The following is a 17,361-nucleotide window of genomic DNA, read 5'->3' as shown; positions in this document are numbered from 1 at the left end:
GAATGCATGCAGCGGCTCAGCCGACGAGCCGCTGCAAACATCGAAGGCTACCAACCGTTCGCAGCGCCTGCAGTGATTATTGCTTTGGCCTTGAAGGGGAAATAGAAGTCCACTGCATCATTCAGATAGGCGTTGTATGTCGGAGACACGACTTCACCAGGCGCAAGATAGGAGCGCTCCAGCAGGTCGAAGCAGTCAGGCCGCAGCGTTCTCAGCACATCTGACATCAATTTAGGGCCGGTCAGGTACGAAATCCGCGTCATATAAGGCGTCATTCTTGTTTTCGATGCAGCTTGCGAAGCTTCATCGGTACGGTCGATGTAAGGTCTGCGAGTGCTGAAGAAGGACTTGTTCGTCTGCTTCTCACTGTCAAAACGTATTTTAATTTCTTTGAGCATCCGCTTTAAAACCGGATTGTCCGGGTGACTGGCGAAGTGGCTATTGTTTGGCCCGGTGTAGCTCAATTGCCGAGCGTCTACGCGCCCTCCTAACAGTACGTCATTCGGACCGGCCTTCAATGGGACCTCCGCGAAAGGGACATTGATCGTATCGTCGCAGTCGAGATAGATGCCGCCATACTCGTCAATCAACCGATAACGCAGAATATCCGAAGCAGCCGCGTAATTACGGTTATCCGAATACCTGAAATAGTTGAATGCCTCGGCATTTTTACCCGTCAGGAACTCGGAATAGAACGGTTCTTCCTTGAGAAAGGAAATGTGCATTTGCGGGTGTTCAAAAAAGTGATCGAACAGTTGCTCATACGCCGCCGGATCATCGATATCAATATGCAGTTGAAAGCGTAAATCCGGACTGGTGCGCATGTTGTGCAGCATGTTGTCCAGAAGATCTGCACCCGGCATTCGCTCCCCCATCCAGATGTGATGAACCATGCGACTGACGGGTTTGGCGTCTGCAGGCAGCCTCGGGACACGAGGAAAAGAATAGAGCTCAAAACGATGGCTCTGGGGCAGTTTTGCCTCCACTTTCAAGAATGCGTCTTTTGAACCGCGGTTCCACACCCCGTCGCGATCCCGCCACACCAGACCGACTTTGTCAGATGGGTCAGTTCGCCAGCAGCGACTGTCGGGGTCGTAATAGACATTTGTCTTTGCCCCCTTGAGCTGAATGAAATATTTCTCTACGACCGTCCCTTTCGACTGGCTCAGGACTTCCTCAATGAGGATTCCGTCCATAGGCAACTCCACCTGCACCTTGGGCCCCCAGCGCTGAATCTCGACGGCTGGCTCGTCAGGCACGACTGCCACCACGGCACTGTCTGCCTCACTGGCCGGCGGCAATCGCGAGCCGTCGAAGCTTTCCCCGCCACGCAACCCGAGCTTGAGGTCCAGGTCCCAATAGCCGGTGTCGATAGTCTTCACATAGGGCCCCCAGACACGCGGATCAGAATCAGAGCGAATCCGGTACTGCTTTTCCTGTGGCACCCACTCGACCCGAAACGCCTGATCATGCAGCTCGATGTAACTTTTGCCTTGCAGCGGATAGATACCCGCCACTTCGCCCGAGGCCAGTCCTGGCAGGTCTTGAGTCACTTCGAGCGCGTGCAATAGACGGCGCATTTTGGCATCGAGCGAACGCAAGGCCGGTGGTTCTTCCCTGAACACCGGAATCGGCTCGACCTCGACAGCAGGGTCGATCGGGGTGGTTGGACCAGGAACCTCATAACCGTCTCCCGCCTCGTCAATCAGCCCGGTTTCGGCGCCCGCCTCGACCGCAGCGCCCTCCTCGGCAAGGATCGGCAAAGCGTTCAACACCCCGAAGGCAATCCGCCCAAGCCCCGCCTGGCGCTCGTCCAGCGTGCGGCCATTGACCGCCGCATCGACGCCCAGCCCGACCAGCGCGAGAGACAGCCCCGCGATGACCGGAATCAGCTCAGGAAAGACGATCGCGACGCCGCCCAGGACAGACACGCACTCACTCAGCCCGCTGCTGACTTCCTCTTTCCAGTAATCGCCATGGCTGCGTATTTTTTGCAGCGCGTCCGCTTCAGACTTCGCCTTGACCCGATACTTGAAGTGCGAGAACGGCCAGGGCTGCAGCGGCTCGCCGAACTGCACCAGTTTGCGCGGGTTCCACGCCCCGGTCGCTGAGTCCAGCAGTTTCGGGTAGACAGCGAAGCCTCTGAGGGCGGTGGCAACGCCACTGTAGAAAAAGCCATCGACGTCATCCGCAGCACTGAAATGCCCCTCGAAAGACCGGCGTTTGCCTGGATCCTTGCACATCAGCGCGATCCAGTCCTTGAGCGCGTCGGCGTTGGCGAAGGTATGAATCGGTGACGAGTTGCCGGGGATATAGAGCAGCACGGTCGGCGAATCGACACTGCGTATGACCATGATGTCGGCCGCGCTGTAGCCGTGCACCTGCAATTCGGAAATCGTCACCCGAGTGGAAATCGGCGCGGCGACAAAAGTGTCGAAACTCAGCTGTTTCCAACCCTGATCAGCGGGCAGCCCGAGCGCCTCCAGCACCATGTCCTTGTGCTCGGCCTTGAGCGTATTTTCCTCGGCTTGCAGCCAGGCCGCCCTGAACAGACCGGCCTTGAGCATCAGGTTGTAGTCTTCTGCGTGCGCCTGCCAGAACTGTTTCAGGTAGGCGAGATAGCCGGCTTGCAGGTTGTGATCCCAGATGTATTGCTTGAACGCCTCGGCCGTCAGGCGCAGTTGCGTCGTCGAATCGTAGTGCTGCGGATCGGATTTCCGGTACACCGCCTCATAAGCGACGCAGTCATAGGGCGGTAGTTTTTCATCCACGACCTGACAGTCGAGACCGTCCTCATGATGGGGCTGCAAATGCCCGAGGTGATCAAACCAGTCACCATTGCCCTTCTGCTGCCAGTTGCGCAGCAGCGCCTCGGTCAGCGTCATCGAGTGAGCGACATTGGCGCGGTGAGGGGCGGGGTAGAGCTTCGGGTCTTCGATATACAGCGTCGCGATCAAGGTGTCGTCCGGATCGATCTCGATACCCCACCTTGACTGGCATTCCTGTGCCACATCCCGCGCAGCAAGGGCGGCAGGTGACTGCAGGTTGATCGGGTGAAGCCGGAAGTGATCGCTGACCGAAAAGTCCTCGCGCTCACGCGTCAAGGACTCTGCGTCAGAGTCATCATCGCCATCACTGTCGCCATCGTCGAAGTCGTCGAAGTTGTAATGTGCTGCAAAATCATCGTCCATGATGAAGAACCTTCTTGGTGATTGGAGCCCTGACAGTAGGGAGCAAGAAGGCCTGGTCTGCGGTATATAACTATGTGTCAGCCGCTGGATTGCAACCAATCGTGAGCCCGGTAGCGCCGCTCTGCGTCAATCGCTCGAAATTGCTCTTTGACAGCCAAGCAATTCAACAGGTTAAATCCCTTGGCACGCGGACTGCATGGTCAGCTTTCGCCCTTCCCGCTTCAATTCAGTTTTCTACGGAGTACCGCCTTTGGACGCCACCACCATCAACAGCCTGTTCCTGATCGGCGCGTTGCTGGTAGCCGCGAGCATCCTGGTCAGTTCTCTTTCGTCGCGCCTCGGCATTCCGATCCTGGTCATCATCCTCGCGGTGGGCATGGTGGCTGGCGTCGATGGCGGCGGGATCATCTTTGACAACTATGCGACCGCCTACCTGGTCGGCAACCTTGCGCTGGCGGTGATCCTGCTCGACGGCGGGCTGCGCACGCGGGTGGCCAGTTTCCGGGTTGCGCTGTGGCCAGCCTTGTCGCTGGCGACGGTGGGCGTGCTGATCACCACCGTACTGACCGGCATGATGGCGGCGTGGCTGTTCAATCTCAGCGTTATCCAGGGCCTGTTGATCGGCGCGATCGTCGGCTCCACAGACGCTGCGGCGGTGTTCTCCCTGCTGGGCGGCAAAGGCTTGAACGAGCGCGTTACCGCCAGCCTCGAGATCGAGTCGGGCAGCAACGACCCCATGGCCGTATTCCTGACCGTCACCCTGATCGGCATGCTGGCCAGTGGGCAGACCGGGTTGCACTGGGGACTGCTGGGGCACCTGATCCAGGAATTCGGTATCGGCAGCTTCATCGGTCTGGGCGGCGGCTGGATCCTGCTGCAACTGGTCAACCGCATCAATCTGGCCGCTGGCCTCTACCCGATTCTGGTGATTGCCGGCGGTCTGGCGATCTTCGCCCTGACCAACGCCATCCACGGCAGCGGTTTTCTCGCGGTCTACCTGTGCGGCCTGGTGCTCGGCAACCGGCCGATTCGCAGTCGCCACGGCATCCTGCACATGCTCGATGGCATGGCCTGGCTGGCGCAGATCGGCATGTTTCTGGTGCTGGGCCTGCTGGTCACGCCGCACGATCTGCTGCCGATTGCGATACCGGCGCTGGGTCTGGCGCTGTGGATGATTCTGGTGGCACGTCCACTGTCGGTGATGGTCGGCCTGCTGCCGTTCAAGGCCTTCCATGATCGCGAAAAAGCCTTTATCGCCTGGGTCGGCCTGCGTGGCGCGGTACCGATCATCCTCGCGGTGTTCCCGCTGATGGCCGGCCTGCCCAACGCACAGCTGTACTTCAACCTGGCGTTCTTTATCGTGCTGGTTTCGCTGTTGCTGCAAGGCACCAGCCTGCCGTGGATGGCCAAATTGCTGAAAGTGACGGTTCCACCTGATCCCGCGCCGATTTCCCGGGCCGCGCTGGAGGTGCACGTCACCAGTGAATGGGAGTTGTTCGTCTACCGCCTGGGCGCTGAAAAGTGGTGCATCGGCGCGGCGCTGCGCGAACTGAAGATGCCGGAAGGCACGCGTATCGCGGCACTGTTCCGCGGCCAGCAACTGCTCCACCCGTCTGGCAGTACGACGCTGGAAGTGGGTGATCTGCTGTGCGTGATCGGCCACGAACACGACCTGCCGGCGCTGGGCAAATTGTTCAGCCAGGCACCGCAGCGTGGGCTGGACCTGCGTTTCTTCGGCGACTTCGTGCTCGAAGGCGACGCAAGGCTGGGTGAAGTGGCCGCCCTGTATGGCCTGAAACTCGATGGCATCGACCCAGGAATGCCGCTGAGCCAGTTCATCGTGCAGAAGAACCGTGGCGAGCCGGTGGTCGGCGACCAGGTTGAATGGAATGGAACTATTTGGACCGTTGCCGTCATGGACGGGAACAAGATCCAGAAAGTGGGCGTCAAATTCCCCGAAGGAACCCGCCCGGGCCCCGGACTGTTCCTTTAAACTGCCAACCCACACGTATCATCATGCGACCGGTGTCTATGTTTTCCCTGCGTTCCTTTTGTGCTGCCGCACTGTTTGCGCTCTGCCTGTCTTCTTTCCCGGCGCTTGCCGCCGATCCGCCCAGCAGCGACGCTGTTCAGCAAAGCCTCGACAAGATTGCCGACCGCAAGCTGCCTGACGCCGAGCAGAAGGCACTGCAACAGGTCCTAGAGCAGACACTGGCGTTTCTGAACAGCAAGCAGGACAGCGAGCAGAAGCTCGAAGCGCTCAAACAGCAGCTCGCCCAGGCGCCAAAACAGACTTCGGAAAACCAGCGTGAACTGGCCCGCCTGAAAGAAAGCAAAGTGGTGCCCGTGGCCCAGCGCTACGGCGGCCTCGACGTGCCGCAGCTGGAGCAACTGCTCAGTCAGCGCAGCACCCAGCAGAGCGATCTGCAGAGCGAACTCAACGACGCCAACAGCCTGGCCATTACCGCGCAAACGCGGCCGGAGCGCGCCCAGACAGAAATCAGCGCCAACCAGACGCGCATCCAGCAGATCAACGCCATCCTCAAGAATGGCAAGGACAACGGCAAGACCCTGAGCGCCGACCAGCGCAATCTGCTCAATGCAGAGCTGGCCTCGATCAACGCCCTCAACCTGCTGCGTCGCCAGGAACTGGCCGGCAACAGCCAGTTGCAGGACCTGGGCAACAGCCAGCATGACTTGCTGACCGAGAAGGTCGCGCGCCAGGAACAGGAAATTCAGGACCTGCAGACCCTGATCAACGACAAGCGTCGTGCCCAGTCGCAGAAAACGGTTGCCGACCTGTCTCTGGAAGCGCAGAAGTCCGGCGGCAGCAGCCTGCTGGCGACCGAAAGCGCCGCCAACCTCAAACTGTCGGACTACCTGTTGCGCGGCACCGATCGCCTCAACGAGCTGACCCAGCAGAACCTCAAGACCAAGCAGCAACTGGACAACCTGACCCAGACCGATCAAGCCCTCAGCGAGCAGATCAACGTGCTGAGCGGCAGCCTGCTGCTGTCCAAGATTCTCTACAAGCAGAAGCAGGCGTTGCCGCATCTGGAGCTGGACAAGGGTCTGGCCGACGAAATCGCCAACATCCGCCTGTATCAGTTCGACATCAACCAGCAACGCGAACAGATGAGCACACCGACCGCTTACGTCGAAAAGCTCCTCGCCACCCAGCCGCCTGAAAACGTCACCCCGCAACTGCGCCGGACGTTGCTGGACCTGGCCATCACTCGCAGTGACTTGCTTGAGCGCCTCAATCGCGAGCTGAGCGCGTTGCTCAACGAATCCATCACCCTGCAACTGAACCAGAAGCAGCTGACCAGCACCGCACAGGGGCTGCGCGCCACACTCGACGAGCAGATGTTCTGGATCCCCAGCAACAAGCCGCTGGACGTGGAGTGGTTTCAGAATATCTGGCCGCGCCTGCAAAAGCAGGTCGCTACCCTGCCGTGGACATCCAGCCTCAGCGAACTGTCAGATGGCCTGACCCAGCGGCCGCTGCTGTTTCTGCCCTTGCTGCTGTTGATCGGCATACTGACCTGGCGACGCAAGGCGCTGTACCAGAAGCTCAATCGCCTGCACGCCGACATCGGTCACTTCAAACGTGACAGTCAATGGAAGACGCCACTGGCGCTGCTGATCAACGTGCTGCTGGCCATGCCCGTCGCACTGGGGCTGGCACTGTGCGGCTACGCGCTGCAGATCGACGCACGCGGTCAAAACGCCAACCTGGGCGAGGCCTTGCTGCAGATCGCCCTCGCCTGGCTGGTGTTCTACACCGCCTACCGCGTGCTTGCCCCGTCTGGCGTTGCGCAACTGCACTTCCGCTGGGAGACCGCACAGGTCGAGTTCCTGCGTGGCTGGGTGCGTCGCCTGGGGCTGGTCGTTCTGGCCCTGGTGGCGGTGGTGGCCGTCGCTGAACACCAGCCTGCCGCACTGGCCGACGACGTGCTGGGGATCGGCGTGGTGCTGACCTGTTACGCCCTGATGACCTGGCTGCTCGCTCGCCTGCTGATCTCAAGCCCGACGCATCACAACGCCTCACTGTTCCGCAAAACCGTCGGCTTGGTGTTCACAGCATTGCCGGTCGCGCTCTTCCTCGCGGTTTGCTTTGGCTATTACTACACCGCGCTCAAGCTCAGCGACCGCCTGATCGACACCCTGTACCTGATGATGATCTGGCTGATGGTCGAGGCGACGTTCGTCCGCGGCCTGAGCGTGGCCGCCCGGCGTCTGGCCTATCAGCGCGCGCTGGCCAAGCGTCAGGCAGCCAGAGAAAACGGCGACAGCGACATTCCGGTCGAAGAACCCAAGCTGGACATCGAACAGGTCAACCAGCAGTCGCTGCGCCTGATCCGTCTGGCCCTGCTGGCCGGATTCGTCGGCGCACTGTACCTGGTGTGGGCCGAGCTGATCACCGTGTTCGCCTACCTGGACAACATCATTCTCTACGAATACACCAGTGGCACCGGTGCCAACATGAGCATGGTGCCGATCAGCCTGAGCGATTTCCTCGGTGCGGGGGTGATCATCGTCATCACCTTCGTACTCGCCGGCAACCTGCCCGGCCTGCTGGAAGTGCTGGTGCTGTCACGCATGAACCTCGCGCAGGGCAGTGCCTACGCGACAACCACGCTGCTGTCTTACACCATCGCCGGTGTCGGCTTCGTCACCACGCTGTCGACGCTGGGCGTGAGCTGGGACAAATTGCAGTGGCTGGTCGCGGCGCTGTCGGTGGGTCTGGGCTTCGGCATGCAGGAAATCTTCGCCAACTTCATTTCCGGCATCATGATCCTCTTCGAACGTCCGGTGCGGATCGGCGACACCATCACCATCGGCGCCCTGTCGGGGACGGTCAGCAAGATCCGCATCCGTGCCACGACCATCACCGACTTCGACCGCAAGGACATCATCGTCCCGAACAAGACCTTCATCACCGGCCAGCTCATCAACTGGTCGCTGACCGACACCGTTACCCGCGTAACCCTCAAGCTGGGCGTGGATTACGGCTCGGACCTGGACCTGGTGCGCTCCCTGCTGCTGCAAGCCGCCCGGGAAAACCCTCGGGTGCTCAAGGAACCAGAGCCGATCGTCTACTTCCTGAACTTCGGCGAAAGTACCCTCGACCACGAACTGCGCATGCACGTACGCGACCTGGGCGACCGCAACCCGGTGCTCGACGAGATCAACCGCTTCATCAATCGCGAGTTCAAGAAGCAGCACATCAACATCTCGTTCCGTCAGATGGAGATCTACCTCAAGAACACCCAGGGCCTGGAATACAAACTGGTGCCCGCAGAGCCGGTCGACAAGCATGGCGCACCAGATGGGCAGACGACCCTGCAACCGGTGAACACCCAAGTGGCCCCGGCGACCAAAGATGCGCCCGAGCCGCCTGAGTTGCGGCTGGATTGAGAAGAGTGAAAGTGTGTGTCGACCGGGCTACCGTCCGGTCGACACGCGCTAGCGATTAAATCAGGCCTCAACCCGCCCAATCACCACCTTCGCCTCCAGATACCCCCCAGGCTCCTTGCTGATCTGCACGGTTCCGGCACACGGCGCCAGTATCGATGTTTCCATCTTCATCGCCTCCATGATCGCGATCACCTGCCCCTTTTCTACCGTCGCACCGTCTTCAACCGCCCAGGCATGCAGGTTGCCCGCGACCGGGGTCAGGACTGCGTGCGGGTCCGGGGCGTTGGCCGCTGGCTGGCTGGCGTCAGCCGGGGCGTCAGCGTTCAGGCTCATGCCGGCCAGCAGCGCTGCAGGCAGGCCCAGTTCGTGGCGTTTGCCGTCGATTTCAACGAAGGTGCGCAGCACGCCGGGATCGACCGGCTCTGCGTTGCGCGGGGCGATGGTGACGTGCTCGGCGAAGTCGGTTTCGATCCAGCGGGTGTGTACCGCGAAGGTGTCGGCGGCGGTGAAGTCGGCATGGTCCATGACCGCCCGATGGAACGGCAGCACGGTGGCCACGCCTTCCACCTTGAACTCGGCCAGCGCACGGCGGGCGCGGCTGATAGCCTGTTCGCGGGTTGCGCCGGTGACGATCAGCTTGGCGATCATCGAGTCGAAGTTCGGTGAGACCCTTGAGCCTTCTGCAACGCCGGTGTCCAGGCGCACGCCCGGACCGGACGGCGGCTGAAATAAAGTGATAGATCCCGGCGTCGGCAGAAAGCCGTTGCCCGCGTCTTCGGCGTTGATGCGGAATTCAAAGCTGTGGCCGCGTGGCACAGGCGTGCCATCGAACGACAGCGGCAGGCCGTCGGCGACGCGGAGTTGTTCGATGACCAGATCCACGCCGCTGGTTTCTTCCGTCACTGGGTGTTCGACCTGCAAGCGCGTGTTGACCTCCAGGAACGACAGGGTGCCATCGCCGCTGAGCAGGAACTCCACCGTACCGGCACCGACATAGCCCGCTTCGGCGCAGACCGCGCGGGCCGACTCATGAATGCGCTGGCGCAGTTCGTCATTCAGATAAGGCGCTGGCGCTTCTTCGATCAGCTTCTGGTTGCGACGCTGCAACGAGCAGTCACGGGTGCCGACCACAACCACCCGGCCATGACGGTCGGCGATGATCTGCGCTTCGATGTGCCGTGGGCGATCCAGAAAGCGCTCGACGAAGCACTCGCCACGGCCAAACGCCGAAACCGCTTCACGCACCGCAGACTCGTACAGCTCGCTGACTTCATCGAGCTTCCAGGCAACTTTCAGGCCGCGACCACCGCCGCCAAAGGCTGCCTTGATGGCAATCGGCAGGCCGTGCTGCTCGGCAAACGCGACCACTTCAGAGGCATCGTTTACCGGGTCTTCCGTACCGGCCACCAGCGGTGCGCCGACTTTCAGTGCGATGCGCCGGGCCTGGACCTTGTCGCCCAGTGCGTCGATGGTCGCAGGATCGGGACCGATCCAGATCAGACCGGCGTCGATCACCGCGCTGGCGAATTCGGCGCGTTCCGAGAGAAAGCCGTAGCCTGGGTGAACCGCGTCGGCACCGGCACGCGCGGCAACCGCCAGCAGCTTTTCGATATTCAGGTAGGTGTCGGTCGGGCGTTCGCCCTGCAGCCCATAGGCTTCATCGGCCTGACGCACGTGCAGCGCGTCGATATCGGCATCAGCGTACACCGCCACCGAGGCGACTCCGTAGTCACGGCAGGCACGGGCAATACGAACGGCAATTTCGCCACGATTGGCAATCAGAACCTTTTTCATCTGTTCTTGGTCTCGTCTGAAGTGGCGGGGCACACTGGCTCGAAGGCGCTCAGCGGATTGAAGCGAATGCGGGCATTGACCGGAATCTGCCCGGCCTTGTCCAGGTGGTAAGTGGCGACTGCGCCGATGACCGGGTAACCGCCGGTCAACGGGTGATCGGCCAGAAACAGTACCGGCTGGCCACTGGGCGGCACCTGAATGGCGCCGACCGTGGTGCCCTCGCTGGGCAACTCGCCATCGACGGCACGTTGCAGCGATTGCTCGCCCGCCAGGCGAATGCCGATACGATTGGATTGCGGCGTTACCAGCCAGGTCTGTTGCGCCAGCAGTTGCTGGGCTTCGGCGCTGAACCAGTCACTGCGCGGGCCCATGACCACATCCAGGGTGATGACCTCATCGCTACGCGGCATCTCGAAGGCCGGTTGTTCGGCAGTCGATACTGAAAGGCCGCCAGTTCTGCGCGTGAAGCCCAGCCGGTCACCCGCTGCCAGCGCGGCGGGCCCGACCTGGGCCAGCGTGTCGGTGGACAGGCTGCCGAGCACCGGCTCATGAATGAAACCGCCACGAACCGCCAGATAATTGCGCAGGCCGGCAGTCGGGGAACCGATGCTGACCTGATCGCCGTTCTGTAGAGAAAATGGCGCATAAAGCCGCGGCTGCAATTTTTGTCCTTCGGCGGTCAGCACCTCGACGCTGACCTGAGCCCCGGTAATCGCCACAACGGTCTGCCCCTGACAGGTGAAGGTCAGGCCGCCCATGAGAATTTCCAGGCACGCCGTCGCCGGATCGTTACCCACCGCGCGGTTGGCAGCGCGCAAGGCGCCGCGGTCCAGCGCGCCCGATGCGGAAACACCCTGCCCCGCGCGACCGGGACGCCCCAGGTCCTGAAACAGGGTCTGCAGACCTGGCGTCTCGATCTGCAGATAGTCTTCGCTGACCGTCGTCGCCTGCGGCCGGACAGGTGCGGCAACCTGCACACGGGTCTCCGGGAGCGGACCGGCATCCTGGAAACGCACGCGATAGCCGGGCTGGAGCAAGGCGGGCTCGTCGCGGCCCAGATCCCACATGGTTGAGGTGGTCACCCCGATAATCTGCCAGCCGCCGGGGCTGGCCTGTGGATAAATGCCACTGAAACCACCGGCCAGTGCCACTGCGCCAGCCGGAATACGTGTGCGCGGCGTGCTGCGCCGTGGCACCACGAACCCGGCGCCACCGCTGAGGTAGGCAAAACCGGGTGCAAAGCCGCAGAACGCAACGTTGTAGTCGCTGCCAGTGTGACGCTTGATCACTTCCTCGACGCTGATGTCCAGCTCGCGGGCGACATCGGCCAGGTCTTCGCCGTTGTAATGCACAGGTATTTCAATCAGCTTGCCCGCCTCGCGGGCCTTGCCACGAATGTCGCGCGAGGCGATCTGTGTGGCGAGCGCTTCGAAACCGATGGCTGACGGACGAAAGTGCACCAGCAAGGTTCGGGCGGCCGGGACGATTTCCTCGACGCCAGCGATGGGCATCTGCTGTAACGATTCGAACAGGGCCAGGGTCTCGTCCAGATTCGACAGTTCAACCAGGAGTGCATCCAGGTTGGCCGGGTAGAAACGCATGAGCCTCTCCTATACGTGGTAGTAGCTGTCCGGAATATCGGTAATGAACATGTGGCCCGGCGCGTGGGAAACCGCAAACGGCACACGGGACGCCATGACCACCGCCTGCGGGGTCACGCCGCAGGCCCAGAACACCGGAATCTCGCCGGGCCTGATCGTCACCGCATCACCAAAATCAGGGCTCGCCAGGTCGTTGATGCCGAGCAGTCCAGGCTCGCCGACGTGTACTGGCGCGCCGTGCACACCGGGATAGCGCCCGGTGATGCGCGCCGCTTCGGCCACCCGGTCCGCCGCGATCGGGCGCATCGACACCACCATGTTGCCCTGCAGGCGCCCGGCCGGGCGGCAGACGCGGTTGCTGCGGTACATCGGCACATTGCAGCCTTCGCTGATGTGGCGCACATCGATGCCGGCGTGCATCAGATCGGTTTCGAAGGTGAAACTGCAGCCGATCAGAAAGCTGACCAGATCAGTGTGTTGCGCCCAGATGTGGCTCACGTCACTCAGCTCTTCGGCCAGTTGCCCGTCGCGCCAGACCCGGTACAGCGGCAGGTCGGTGCGCAGATCTGCCTGCTCGGCCAACAGCGTGGTGTGGCTGCCGGGCTCTGTCACATCCAGCACCGGGCAGGCTTGCGGGTTGCGCTGCGCGAACAGCAGAAAGTCATACGCCCATTCACGCGGCAGCGTGATCATGTTGCACTGGGTCAGACCGGGCGCCTGGCCAGCGGTCGGCGCGACGAATCCCTGGCGATAACGGGCACGGGCGGCCCTGGCTGCCTCGCGGGCGAGTTGCAGTGAGTTCATGATCAGCCTCGATTGAATGCGCGGACAGTGACGCCTGCGTCGTGCAAACGGTCTTTCAGAATACGCGCGATGTTCACCGCGCCCGGGCTGTCGCCATGCACGCAGATCGAATCGGCCTGCAGGCTGATTTCGCGGCCATCTTCAGCCTCGATGACGCCTTCGCGCACCAGGCGCAGCATGCGCTCGGCGATCCGTTCGGCGTCGTGCAGAACGGCACCGGGCCGCGAGCGCGAGACCAGCGTGCCTTCAGCGGTATAGGCGCGGTCGGCGAACGCTTCGGCGACGCAGGAAAGCCCGGCTTCGCGTGCCCAGTCGAGCAGCGGGGAATTAGCCAGGCACACCAGCTTCAGCGCGGGATCAATGCGCAACAGCGCCTGAATGACCGCCGTGGCCTGACGCTGATCACCCGCGATGGTGTTGTACAGCGCGCCATGCGGCTTGACGTAGCTCACGCTGGTCCCGGCGCTGCGGGCCAGGCCCTGCAGTGCGCCGATCTGATAAATGACGTCGGCGGTCAGTTGGTCGCTCGGGATGTCCATGTTGCGGCGGCCGAACCCTACCAGGTCCGGGTAGGCGACATGCGCGCCGATGGCAACGCCCCGTGCCGCAGCGGCCTCGAGGGTGCGCAGGATCCCGGCCGGGTCACCGGCATGGAAACCGCAGGCCACGTTGGCGCTGCTGACCACATCGAGAATCGCCTCATCGTCGCCCATGCTCCAGGCGCCGAAGCTTTCACCGAGATCACTGTTGAGGTCTATCGCAGGCATTTTTATTCTCCGAAATCAGGCTGCATTGATGAAGGCAAAGATGGCTCCCGCCGATTTGAACGCCATGTACCACGACAGCAGGCAGGTCAGCACGCCCAGCACCAATAGCCAGCGCGGGTAGTGGTAGCCGTCCATCATGTCGGACCGGCGCCAGCCGACGTACATGAAAATGCTCAGGCCCAGCGGCAGGATCAAGCCGTTGAAGCCCCCGGCAAAGACCAGCAGCGCGGCCGGTGGTTTGCCCCACATGACGTATACGACCACGGTGATCAGAATAAAGCCGACCGTCGCCAGGTTGCGCGCGCGTTCAGTGATGCGTTTGGAGAACACGGTGATGAACGACATCGAAGTGTAGGACGCGCCGATCACGCTGCTGATGCCGGCCGCCCAGAGCACCAGGCCGAACATGATCAGGCCGAAGTTGCCAGCGGCAGCGGTGAACGCCTGGGCCGCAGGGTTTGCACCCTTGCCGGACACATCGATGACGACGCCGCTGGCGACCACGCCGAGGATCGCCAGAAACAGTATGTAACGAACAACCCCGGTGACCAGAATACCGGTCAGCGCCGCCTTGGACACCACATCGATGTTCTCGACCCCGACGGTGCCGCGATCCAGCAATCGGTGAGCACCGGCGTAAGTGATATAGCCGCCGACCGTGCCACCGACAATGGTGGTGATGGCCGCGAAATCGACCATGTCCGGCAGAATGGTCTGGCGCAGCGCTTCACCCAGCGGCGGGTGCGAGGCAAAGGCGGCGAACAGAATCAGGCAGACCTTCAGGGTGCCCAGCACCATCATGATGCGGTCCATGGCAATGCCGGCGCGGTGCGATGAGAAAATCGCGATGGCGATCAGCGCGCTCAAGGCGCCACCCCATTTGGGGTCAAGACCGGTCAACGCATTCAAGCCCAGGCCCGCACCCGCGATGTTACCCAGACTGAACACCAGGCCGCCGAAGATCACCAGTACCGCCAGCAGATAACCGCTGCCCGGGATTGCCGCGTTGGCCAGATCGGCCGCGCGCATTCTGGTCAGCGTGACGATGCGCCAGACATTCAGCTGCACCACGAAGTCGATCAGGATCGAAGCCAGGATGCCGAAGGCAAACGCCGCCCCCAGCGTCGCGGTAAACGTGGCTGTCTGGGTCAGAAAGCCAGGACCGATGGCAGAGGTCGCCATCATGAAGATCGCGGCGATCAAAGAGGCGCGGCGCGCCTTGGTGAACTCATTGGCAGTCTGTGTCACGGCGGCATTCCTGAGATGAGAGGTATTCTGCCAGAGCAACGACCATGCCAAAGGTCATTCAAGCGTGCCAAGTTGTAGATACATAAAGATAATATTGTTGAACAATGTAGATAGCATGGATCAACCATGTGCACCATGTTGTTACGCAGGGACTCAGGTGTGCTACCTGATGAAGCATCTGCTGACCTTCGTCCTTGCCAGCCAATGAGCTGTCGTGGAATATCGACCTGGCTTTTCTTTCTCTGGACCCTTTATGAACGACGCTGCCTCTGCCCTCCCTCGCACCCTCGGAGAATCGATCACCACTGAGCTTCGCAGAATGCTGGTCGAGGGCGAGCTGGTACCCGGTCAGCGCCTCTCGGAAGCCGCTCTGGCCGAGAGTCTGGATATTTCCCGTAATACCCTGAGAGAAGCCTTCAGAGTGCTGACCCGGGAAGGACTGCTGACCCACGAACCCAATCGCGGGGTCACCGTGGCCGAGCCTGATATGGCTTCGATCATCGATATCTACCGCATTCGACGCTTCATCGAATGTGGGGCGATTGCCCAGGCTTATCCGCAGCATCCCGGTGTGCTGCACATGCGCAATGCGGTCGAGGCAGGCGTGCAGGCGCGTGAAGCGAAGGACTGGATTGCCGTGGGCACCGCCAACATGATGTTTCACAAGGCCATCGTCGAGCTGTCCGACAGCCCGCGACTGGTGGCGTTTTATGCACAGATATCGGCAGAGTTGCGACTGGCCTTCGGCCTGCTCAACAACCCCGAGCTGTTGCATTCGCCTTATCTGGACATGAATGCTGCGGTACTTGGGCGCCTGGACGCGGGCAAGACCGATGAGGCGACGCGCATGCTCGAGGATTATCTGGTGCAATCGGAACGAACGATTCTGGCCGCCTTCGAGCGAAGCCGGAACCGGTAGTCCGGGCGCAGGCCCGATCACCAGAACTACCACCCAGGGACCCGGTCTACGGGTTCTGACCGTTGCAACACGCCCGACGAGCCAGGCAGGCCGCCGCTTCGTTGAAAGCCTGAAATCCCCCTCTGGAGGCGATACGCTTTGAAAGCACTCGACGAACTCATTTTCGACAACCGCTTTGCCCGTCTGGGCGATGCGTTCTCCACTTCCGTGCTGCCTGAGCCCATTGATGCGCCGCAGCTTGTGGTTGCCAGCCAGTCAGCGCTGGCGCTGCTGGACCTGGCGCCTGAACAGGCCGATCTGCCGTTGTTCGCGGAAATCTTCAGCGGTCACAAGCTGTGGTCCGAAGCAGAGCCTCGGGCGATGGTGTATTCCGGGCATCAGTTCGGCTCCTACAATCCGCGCCTGGGCGACGGTCGCGGGCTGTTGCTCGGCGAGGTGTACAACGACGCCGGCGAGCATTGGGATCTGCACCTGAAAGGCGCGGGCCAGACACCGTACTCACGGATGGGTGACGGGCGCGCCGTATTGCGCTCGTCGATCCGCGAGTTTCTGGCCTCCGAAGCCCTGCACGCACTGGGCATCCCCAGCAGCCGCGCGGGGTGCGTGGTCAGCTCCAGCACGCCGGTATGGCGCGAAACCCAGGAACATGCCGCCATGGTGCTGCGCTTGGCGCAAAGTCATGTGCGCTTCGGCAGTCTGGAATACTTTTTCTACACCAAGCAGTCAGAGCAGTTGAAGACCCTCGCCGAGCATGTGCTGACGATGCATTACCCGCACTGTCAGGAGCAGCCGGAGCCGTATCTGGCGATGTTCCGGGAAATCGTCGAGCGCAACGCCGAGCTGATTGCCAAGTGGCAGGCCTACGGCTTCTGCCATGGTGTGATGAACACCGACAACATGTCGATTCTGGGCATTACCTTCGATTTCGGACCGTTCGCGTTTCTGGACGATTTCGATGAGCATTTCATCTGCAACCACTCCGATCACGAAGGTCGCTACTCCTTCAGCAATCAGGTGCCTATCGCGCAATGGAACCTTAGCGCGCTGGCGCAGGCGCTGACCCCGTTCATCAGCGTGGAAGCGTTGCGTGAGGCCATCGGTTTGTTTCTGCCGTTGTATCAGGCCCACTACCTGGACCTGATGCGCCGCCGACTGGGCCTGACCGTTGCGAATGATCAGGACGAACAACTGGTCAGCCAATTGCTGAAATTGATGCAGAACAGTGGCGTGGATTACACCCTGTTCTTCCGCCGCCTGGGTGACCAGCCAGCCGCCGAGGCGTTGCGCACGTTGCGTGACGACTTTGTCGATATCAAGGGCTTCGATGGCTGGGCGCAAGCGTATCAAGCGCGTATTGCCCTTGAGAACAACGGCACCGAGCAGGAGCGTCAGACCCGCATGCATGCAGTCAATCCGCTGTACATCCTGCGCAACTACCTGGCGCAGAACGCCATCGCTGCTGCGGAAAAAGGCGACTACGAAGAAGTCCGCCGCCTGCATCAGGTGCTCTGCACCCCCTTCACCGAACAGCCCGGCATGCAAGGCTACGCCCAACGCCCGCCGGACTGGGGCAAGCACCTGGAAATCAGCTGTTCGTCGTGAGGCTTTGATTCCCT

At 61.5% G+C, this 17,361-nt stretch carries 10 protein-coding genes; 4 read left to right on the top strand and 6 right to left on the bottom strand.

What is annotated here, in order from left to right; translation table 11 throughout:
• Positions 1-47: 47 nt before the first annotated feature.
• A complete protein-coding gene (locus GE543_RS22900; protein ID WP_153222473.1) occupies positions 48-3,191 on the bottom strand; it encodes a dermonecrotic toxin domain-containing protein in 3,144 nt (1,047 codons plus the stop codon).
• 250 nt (positions 3,192-3,441) lie between these two features.
• On the opposite strand from GE543_RS22900, the gene GE543_RS22895 reads away from it, so the two are divergent.
• Together GE543_RS22895 and mscK are read left to right on the top strand one after the other, a co-directional pair.
• Positions 3,442-5,184: a potassium/proton antiporter gene (locus GE543_RS22895; RefSeq protein WP_003414375.1), complete on the top strand. Its 1,743-nt coding sequence runs from the start codon at positions 3,442-3,444 to the stop codon at positions 5,182-5,184.
• A 38-nt stretch (positions 5,185-5,222) separates the two neighbouring features.
• Positions 5,223-8,612: a mechanosensitive channel MscK gene (gene mscK / locus GE543_RS22890; protein ID WP_178118662.1), complete on the top strand. Its 3,390-nt coding sequence runs from the start codon at positions 5,223-5,225 to the stop codon at positions 8,610-8,612.
• Positions 8,613-8,672: 60 nt separating this feature from the next.
• Here the strand turns inward: mscK and GE543_RS22885 are convergent, their stop codons facing one another.
• From GE543_RS22885 to GE543_RS22865, 5 genes are read right to left on the bottom strand one after another with little or no spacing between them, the layout of a single operon-like run.
• Positions 8,673-10,406: a biotin carboxylase N-terminal domain-containing protein gene (locus GE543_RS22885; RefSeq protein ID WP_153222442.1), complete on the bottom strand. Its 1,734-nt coding sequence runs from the start codon at positions 10,404-10,406 to the stop codon at positions 8,673-8,675.
• A complete protein-coding gene (locus GE543_RS22880) occupies positions 10,403-12,007 on the bottom strand; it encodes a 5-oxoprolinase/urea amidolyase family protein (RefSeq protein ID WP_153222441.1) in 1,605 nt (534 codons plus the stop codon). Before GE543_RS22880 ends, GE543_RS22885 begins: the two co-directional genes overlap by 4 nt.
• Positions 12,008-12,016: 9 nt before the next feature.
• Positions 12,017-12,811, bottom strand: a complete 795-nt coding sequence (locus tag GE543_RS22875; RefSeq protein WP_153222440.1) for a putative hydro-lyase — start codon at positions 12,809-12,811, stop codon at positions 12,017-12,019.
• Positions 12,812-12,813: 2 nt separating this feature from the next.
• Entirely contained in the window at positions 12,814-13,578 is a 765-nt protein-coding gene (locus GE543_RS22870; protein ID WP_153222439.1) for a LamB/YcsF family protein, read from the bottom strand.
• A 15-nt stretch (positions 13,579-13,593) separates the two neighbouring features.
• Complete coding sequence (locus GE543_RS22865) at positions 13,594-14,826, bottom strand: NRAMP family divalent metal transporter (RefSeq protein WP_046271316.1); 1,233 nt, start codon at positions 14,824-14,826, stop codon at positions 13,594-13,596.
• Between the two features lie 253 nt (positions 14,827-15,079).
• On the opposite strand from GE543_RS22865, the gene GE543_RS22860 reads away from it, so the two are divergent.
• Both GE543_RS22860 and selO read left to right on the top strand, forming a co-directional pair.
• The gene (locus GE543_RS22860; RefSeq protein ID WP_080052450.1) at positions 15,080-15,745 is read left to right on the top strand and encodes a GntR family transcriptional regulator; all 666 of its coding nucleotides are present in this window, start codon (positions 15,080-15,082) and stop codon (positions 15,743-15,745) included.
• A 138-nt stretch (positions 15,746-15,883) separates the two neighbouring features.
• Positions 15,884-17,347 carry a protein adenylyltransferase SelO gene (selO, locus tag GE543_RS22855; protein WP_153222438.1) on the top strand — a complete coding sequence of 488 codons (1,464 nt, stop codon included), beginning with the start codon at positions 15,884-15,886 and terminating at the stop codon, positions 17,345-17,347.
• The last annotated feature ends 14 nt before the right edge of the window (positions 17,348-17,361 follow it).

This window comes from Pseudomonas sp. SZ57, from assembly GCF_009495975.1.
In the GTDB taxonomy this organism is placed as follows: Bacteria; Pseudomonadota; Gammaproteobacteria; order Pseudomonadales; family Pseudomonadaceae; genus Aquipseudomonas; species Aquipseudomonas syringae.
Note: the sequence above shows the minus strand (reverse complement) of the source record. Positions and strands in the feature narration are given on the sequence as shown.

Excerpts from the sequence above, each read along its gene's own strand:
- GE543_RS22900 (WP_153222473.1), bottom strand. The coding sequence starts at position 3,191 with ATGGACGATGATTTTGCAGCACATTACAACTTCGACGACTTCGACGAT.
- mscK (WP_178118662.1), top strand. The coding sequence starts at position 5,223 with ATGTTTTCCCTGCGTTCCTTTTGTGCTGCCGCACTGTTTGCGCTCTGC.
- GE543_RS22885 (WP_153222442.1), bottom strand. The coding sequence starts at position 10,406 with ATGAAAAAGGTTCTGATTGCCAATCGTGGCGAAATTGCCGTTCGTATT.
- GE543_RS22880 (WP_153222441.1), bottom strand. The coding sequence starts at position 12,007 with ATGCGTTTCTACCCGGCCAACCTGGATGCACTCCTGGTTGAACTGTCG.
- GE543_RS22875 (WP_153222440.1), bottom strand. The coding sequence starts at position 12,811 with ATGAACTCACTGCAACTCGCCCGCGAGGCAGCCAGGGCCGCCCGTGCC.
- GE543_RS22870 (WP_153222439.1), bottom strand. The coding sequence starts at position 13,578 with ATGCCTGCGATAGACCTCAACAGTGATCTCGGTGAAAGCTTCGGCGCC.
- GE543_RS22860 (WP_080052450.1), top strand. The coding sequence starts at position 15,080 with ATGAACGACGCTGCCTCTGCCCTCCCTCGCACCCTCGGAGAATCGATC.